The following is a 4,891-nucleotide window of genomic DNA, read 5'->3' on the forward strand; positions in this document are numbered from 1 at the left end:
ATCGGCCGCGGACCGGATGTCGGAGTTCGAGCAGCACCTGGAAGACAGGCTGGCTCAGGTGACAGCTGCGCAGAAGTCGTTGGGTAATGCGTGGGACGGTTCAGGCGGGCAGGCGCAGGCTGCGGCAACCGCCAGGGCGATAGAATTTTGAGGAGAACCGTGACTTCGGATGACACTGGTGCCGACGCCGGGTTCGCAGAGCTGATCAGCCGATACGAGAAATGGCGCCGGATCTATTCGTACGCTGGCAAACCTGTTAGAGACGAGCTGATTTGGGGAGACGGGCGGTTGAACCTCCGATACGGATATCCACATATGGACTGGACCGCATATGTAATCGAACCAAAAGATAACGGATACAACGTTTTGCGAGTTACCACCGAACGCCGTAACGAACCCCACGAAAGGCTTGTTGGATTCTTTTCTCACCTCGATGATGCCGGAAAATACGTCATCTGGTATGTCGGAGAAAGTCTGAGAATGTATTGCTCGCTACCGCCTCTGACACCATCATGGCGGGCGGCGGGGCTTGATCCTCGTGTGAAGCAAATTTCGCTCGACAAATACGTATCCAAATATGAATTTCGGGACGACCCTAGTCGCTACTTCGTGCCGCAAGTTGGAGGTGTCCAACCAGAGAACCGGTTACTGCCGCTAACCTATGATGAGTTAGATGCGCAGTTGTTGGATGGAATGCCGGAATCGGTGACTTCGCGGTTGTAAGCCGTTGTTTGGGTGCATGCTGTCCGTCTGACCATCTCGCGATCGGATTCCGATAGCGGATTCATAGTTCCTGCTCGAGTAATCGGTGCGCGCTAGCTATTGAAGCGCCTTCATACGATGGCAATTCTAGAATTTTCACGGTCGACAATTAGACCGCATCTGTGACGATGAGGGAAGGTATCTGGCGGTAATGGAACATGGCAAGCCGGCCCCATGGGAGCATCGTTCATTGCACATTGATTCTCTGGGCAATCCTCTTAATTCCTATGCCATCGACCACCTTCCGGAAGGGTGGAACATTGTCGCGTCCGAATCGAGCCCGCTGTTGGGAAGCTTGGCGGAGCGCTACGAGTATTGATATTCGGTGAAACGGGTGAGGTACTGACCGCGCGAGACTTGACTAAAATACCGTTGGGTGTTACGGAAGTTGCGATGATAGAACCCATCGATGTCTCACCGAGACTAGCCGAGTGGGCGAATCTCGCCGACTTTACTCTCACTCCGGGACGGCGTACAGATGACGGCCGAGCGTTATTTTGGTCGGTGGGCGGCGAGACACGTCTCTTCATAGGAAAGAATCACGACGGCTGCTACTTAGTCACCGACTCATTTCGTATGGGACCCGAAAAATTTAGATTTGCGGCACCCTTGATGGACACCGTTGAACGGTACCTTCTCGGAAGGTTCGGCGAAGACATCAGGGCTCTAGGTGAACTGCCGCCTGTGCACATACCCGGCAGCGAGGAAGAAATAAGTGCCGGCTTCACCATCGATAGCCGACCGTTCGCCGGAGTTGAGCGCCGCGCTTTAATCGCTTCCGATGGATCTACTGTAGCTATCATCAGCGGCGGCAAGTTGATTGCCACGATTGAGTTGGTAGCCTTGTCTCTGTACCTCACAACGACGGTGGACGACATCGTAACCTCATTTCTCGATCCTGGAGGTAAGCCCCTTTTCAGACCTCGTTAGCAATTTCGTCTCATCGCGAATGTGTAATTCGGTTCGTGTAAATAGAGAAGGTCGTCCTCTGTATAAAAACGGAGACATGGAGCGAGACTCCCATCGCCGTCTAACCCGCGCTTAGAATTCCTGAGTGATCACTACACTCCTTGCCGAACGAGGCGCCGCTGTTCAGGTGGGATACCTGATCGGGATGTTCGGTATTCCGTTGGCAGGCTTGGTAATGCTGATCATCGGCCTGCAGCAGCGCTCGCGCAGCCGGGCGCAGCTGGGCCCGTATCCGCCGGGCTATCCGCCGCCCCCTCCAGGGATGCCGGGGGGTGGTGGCTATCCACACCAGCCCGGGCCGTGGCCGCAATACGGACAGCCACCAGGCAGCGGGTATCCATACCCGCCTGCCCCGGGGCCTCAACGGCCGCAAATGCCCTACCCTCCACCGCTATACCCGGGCTACCCTCCGCCACGTCCTCCCGGAGCTTCACCGGGTACGGCACTGATTGCTATCGGCATCGTCTTACTTGTCCTGGGCTTGCTGGGCATCCTGGGCCGTCTGGCCAGCGCAGGATCTAGCAGTTCGGGCCAAACTTCGAGCCAGTTGAGCCCGCCAGAGGCTGTAAGCCAACACAGCGGCGAGTGCAATTTCCAGATTGTCCGCCCCGTTTAGACGCCCGCCTGTCACCCCTCACCGCCACACTGCACGCATGCTCGATCTGGTCCTGTCGCTGGAATGCGGCGGCTGCGGCGCGCCGAAGACCCGCTGGTGCCAGACCTGCGCCAACGAACTGACCCCCACCAAAGAGCAGCCCCACGCCGTAACCCCCCGCGTCGACCCTGGAGTGCCGGTGTTCGCACTCGGCCGCTACGCCGGCGTGCGATGAAAAGCGATCGTCGCGATGGAAGATCGCGGCCGCACCGACCTCATCGCGCCGCTCGCACACGCGCTGGCCCTCGGCGTCCGTCGCCTCATCACCTGGGGCCTGCTCGACGTGCCTCTGACCATCGTCCCGCGCCGACCCGGCGCTCGGCAGCCAGAAAACGCGGGGCGAACCGGTACCCCGGATGGCGAAAGCGGCGGTAGAAACCATCCGGAGATCACGGTGGGCGCCCCCGCCAAAGATGAAGGCGTTGGCCCGCGACTCAGCCGGCTTGGGCACCGCCGAGCGGGAATGCAACATCGCCGGCCGCGTTGTGCTGACCTGGCGAGCACCTATTCAACAAGAAGTACCCACTACGGACCTGCCAAAGAAGCCTTCGGCCAACTGGGTGGGGCCAACCAATGGGTCGTCATCGACACAGCTACCAAAGACCCGGTACCAGTTGAACAATTGATAAAGAAGAGATTGATCACTTCGGCTGGGACTTGAGGAGGGTAATATGGCATTTGAGAAAGAAGGCAACAATATCGATCCGGAATTTCCGAAATTGATCGATCAATATAACAAGTGGCGATCAATATACTCCTACGCGGGTCAACCGGCAGGAGATGAACCGCTGTGGGAACATGGGCGACTGCACTTCCGATACGGGTATCCGCTTGAGGGTTGGACTGCCTATATCATCGAGCCCAAAGACAATGGTTACGAGGTCCTACGAACTACTACTGAGCGACACAGCGAATCATCTGAAAGCCTTATGGCCTTCTTTACCAACATCGAAGACGCTGGGAAATATATCATCTGGTACACGGGCGATAATCTTCGAACTAAATGCCATCTTGATCCTATTGAATGGGTGTGGGCCGACGCCGGGCTTGACCCTCGGGTACGACAGATCTCGCTTGACAAGTTTGTATCGAAATTTGAGCTGAAGGACGACCCGAATCGCTACTTCGTGCTTCAAGCGGGCGGCGTACAGCCCGAGAACCACCTACTTCCATTGACGTACGACGAGCTCGACACCCTGCTTCTGGGCGGAATGCCGGCGTCTATTACCTCGCATCTGACGTGACCACATAAAGTGCGGCACACCCAAGAGCTAGCATAGCCTCGGCGCGGCCCTCCCGATCCTCGTCCATGTCAACGAACCGGTGTCGCGCAGGGGTCCATGCGGTCCTACTACTGCCGTGGGGCCGACGAAGCGGCGCGAACGGTGCCGGCCGCTGTTAGGTGGCGCGAGCCGCGACGGAATCGCTGGTCGGGTGCCAGGTGCGGTATCGCCGCGCAGGTTCTAAGTTGCCCCCGTGATCTCGACGCCGTCGATCTGAAACCGGCTGAGTTTACGGAATTGTCGATAGGAATACACCGCCATGTCGATAGGGCATTCGAGGAGACACGGCACTTCGGATGATCCTGGTATTGATCCTGGCCCAGACGCTCAAAGGACGATCAAAGGTCACGAAAATAACCGGCGATACCAGCCGCTCCACAGACTTGCTCCATGCGCCCTAGAATCCTCGAATGATCACTGCATTTCTCGCCGAGCGGGACGGCGCTGTTCAAATGGGGTACCTGACCGGGATGTTCGGTATTCCGTTGAATATTTGTTGCCAGAGTACATTGAACGCCACCTTGAGCAATTTAATCAGGGCGCGACTCGCTATGCCTGAAGAAAACTTCGAGAACTATGGAAAGGACAACGGGACGGAACGACCTTTGTATCATTGGATACCAGGACGCTTCTACCCATCGGCATGCCGGAAGCAGTCATGGATGATCTAGGAGGCAAATGAATGAAATACGAGTTCACCTACTTCTCCAAGGAACATGACTATTGGCTCGGGACGGATCTGCAGTCAGGCCAGCACATACTTGGGATTCCAGTTTCTAATCCGATGGTTGACTACATCGAATCGTACTGGCTAGACGACCAACAATATCAAAACTTTTTGAAAAATCAAGATTTGGCCATTGAGTTCTCAGACGCATGTCGCCGACACGAGCACGATGACCGCCTCACCCACAAGCCCGGAAAGTATCGCGGAACCCCCCGTTAACATGTCCCAATTTATCATCGGCGTTTGAGGCGGTCTGGCGCGAATGGCATGAGGGTGCGTCGAAAGTGTTGCAGGGGTTGACTGCGATGTCGACGTTGTTGGCGGATGCTGCCTCGCGGTATTCGCAGACCGATCGTGCGGGTGCCTCGGGCATCGATGCTGCGGGGGTGTAGTCATGGGTGCGTTTCGGGTTGATCCGGCCGCGTTGTTATCGGCCGCGGACCGGATGTCGGAGTTCGAGCAGCACCTGGAAGACAGGCTGGCTCAGGTGACAGC

The 4,891-nt window shown here is 56.9% G+C and carries 6 protein-coding genes and 1 pseudogene; all 7 read left to right on the top strand.

Annotated features, from left to right (window positions below):
- Positions 1-159: 159 nt before the first annotated feature.
- Positions 160-723 (top strand): hypothetical protein, encoded by a 564-nt coding sequence (locus MSP7336_RS23620; RefSeq protein WP_139819800.1) that lies wholly within the window; start codon positions 160-162, stop codon positions 721-723.
- A gap of 432 nt (positions 724-1,155) precedes the next feature.
- Positions 1,156-1,692 carry a TNT antitoxin family protein gene (locus MSP7336_RS23445; protein WP_084226660.1) on the top strand — a complete coding sequence of 179 codons (537 nt, stop codon included), beginning with the start codon at positions 1,156-1,158 and terminating at the stop codon, positions 1,690-1,692.
- 692 nt (positions 1,693-2,384) lie between these two features.
- Positions 2,385-2,561 (top strand): hypothetical protein, encoded by a 177-nt coding sequence (locus MSP7336_RS24735; RefSeq protein ID WP_157123610.1) that lies wholly within the window; start codon positions 2,385-2,387, stop codon positions 2,559-2,561.
- A gap of 496 nt (positions 2,562-3,057) precedes the next feature.
- Positions 3,058-3,630 (top strand): hypothetical protein, encoded by a 573-nt coding sequence (locus MSP7336_RS23625; RefSeq protein WP_069398254.1) that lies wholly within the window; start codon positions 3,058-3,060, stop codon positions 3,628-3,630.
- A 449-nt stretch (positions 3,631-4,079) separates the two neighbouring features.
- A complete protein-coding gene (locus MSP7336_RS23630; protein WP_139819799.1) occupies positions 4,080-4,340 on the top strand; it encodes a hypothetical protein in 261 nt (86 codons plus the stop codon).
- 11 nt (positions 4,341-4,351) lie between these two features.
- Complete coding sequence (locus MSP7336_RS23460) at positions 4,352-4,615, top strand: hypothetical protein (protein WP_069398253.1); 264 nt, start codon at positions 4,352-4,354, stop codon at positions 4,613-4,615.
- A 26-nt stretch (positions 4,616-4,641) separates the two neighbouring features.
- Positions 4,642-4,788, top strand: a pseudogene (locus MSP7336_RS24740) (WXG100 family type VII secretion target); the annotation flags it as partial.
- Between the last annotated feature and the right edge of the window lie 103 nt (positions 4,789-4,891).

Source organism: Mycobacterium shimoidei (assembly GCF_900417275.1).
In the GTDB taxonomy this organism is placed as follows: domain Bacteria; phylum Actinomycetota; class Actinomycetes; order Mycobacteriales; family Mycobacteriaceae; genus Mycobacterium; species Mycobacterium shimoidei.